Below are 1,337 nucleotides of genomic sequence, written 5' to 3' on the forward strand. Positions count from 1 at the left end.
CTGAGTTTGCCGTTTAGTTGATCACGGCCGACAGCTTGGCCTGTGGATTATCGCTGACCGCCTCGAAGGCCTCCAGTTGCATGTAACGTCGTTGCAGGCACCACTCGTCGTTCTGTTCCAGCAGCATCGCCCCGACCAGGCGAGTGATGGCCGGATCGTTCGGGAAGATGCCTACAACTTCGGTGCGACGCTTGATTTCAGCGTTCAAGCGCTCCAACGGATTGGTGCTGTGAAGTTGCTGTCGGTGCGCCTTGGGGAAGGCCATGTGCGCCAGCACTTCATCTTCGCAACCGTCCATCAGCACAGCGATCTTTGGATATTTCTCACGTAACTGGTCGGCCACCAGGCGCCACTGCTGATGGCATTCGGTACGGCTGTCCTGAGCGAAGACCGTACGCAGTAGTGCCGCCACCATGGTGCGTTGGCCCTTGCCGACGTGGGCCATGGCATTGCGCATGAAATGCACTCGGCAGCGCTGCCAGGTCGCGCGGAAGACTTTGGCAACGGCAGCCTTGAGGCCTTCGTGAGCGTCAGAGATGACCAGTTTCACACCCCGTAGCCCTCGTCGCATCAGGCTGCGCAGGAAGTCCGTCCAGAAGGGCTCGGCCTCGGAAGGCCCTACTCGCATACCCAGAATTTCCCGACCACCATGGGTGTTCACGGCCACGGCGATTATGACGGCGACCGACACAATACGGCCGGCCTCCCGCACTTTGACGTAGGTGGCGTCGATCCAGAGGTAAGGCCAGTCGCCCTCAAGTGGGCGATCGAGGAAGGCGTTAACGCGCTCATCGATCTCGCCAGCGAGCCTTGATACTTGGCTTTTCGAGATACCGGTCATGCCCATGGCCTTGACCAGTTCGTCGACCGAGCGCGTGGAAACACCCTGGACATAGGCTTCCTGAATCACGGCGGCCAAGGCCTTTTCGGCGGTGCGTCGTGGTTCGAGAAAGCCGGGAAAATAGCTGCCCTGGCGCAGCTTGGGGATCTTCAGGTCAACGTCGCCAGCGCGAGTTTGCCAGAGGCGATCGCGGTAGCCGTTGCGGCTGTTTGTTCGGTCTGGGCTTTTGACGTCGAAAGCGGCGCCGCACAGGCCCTCGACATCGAACTCCATCATGCGCTGGGCAACAAACTGGATCATTTGCTTGAGCAGATCAGCGTCTGCCCCTTTCTCAACCAACTCGGTCAATGCGATAGTGGGCTTGGTCATCGTGGTTTCTCTGGTGAGTGTTAGGTCTTCGCAAACTCAACGTTAGCCAAGAACCACGATGACCAACCTCTCTCGCCAGCAGAGCGCCTTCGGTTGGTTCAGTTACACCACTTCTAGGGACACGATC

General features: G+C 59.0%; 1 protein-coding gene. It reads right to left on the reverse strand.

Going from position 1 to position 1,337, the window contains the following annotated elements; all coding sequences use genetic code 11:
• Window positions 1-13: 13 nt before the first annotated feature.
• The gene (locus GDH07_RS32185; protein ID WP_152899896.1) at window positions 14-1,210 is read right to left on the reverse strand and encodes an IS256 family transposase; all 1,197 of its coding nucleotides are present in this window, start codon (window positions 1,208-1,210) and stop codon (window positions 14-16) included.
• Window positions 1,211-1,337 lie beyond the last annotated feature (127 nt).

It is taken from the genome of Pseudomonas piscis, assembly GCF_009380155.1.
Classification (GTDB): Bacteria; Pseudomonadota; Gammaproteobacteria; order Pseudomonadales; family Pseudomonadaceae; genus Aquipseudomonas; species Aquipseudomonas piscis.

Excerpts from the sequence above, each read along its gene's own strand:
- GDH07_RS32185 (WP_152899896.1), bottom strand. The coding sequence starts at position 1,210 with ATGACCAAGCCCACTATCGCATTGACCGAGTTGGTTGAGAAAGGGGCA.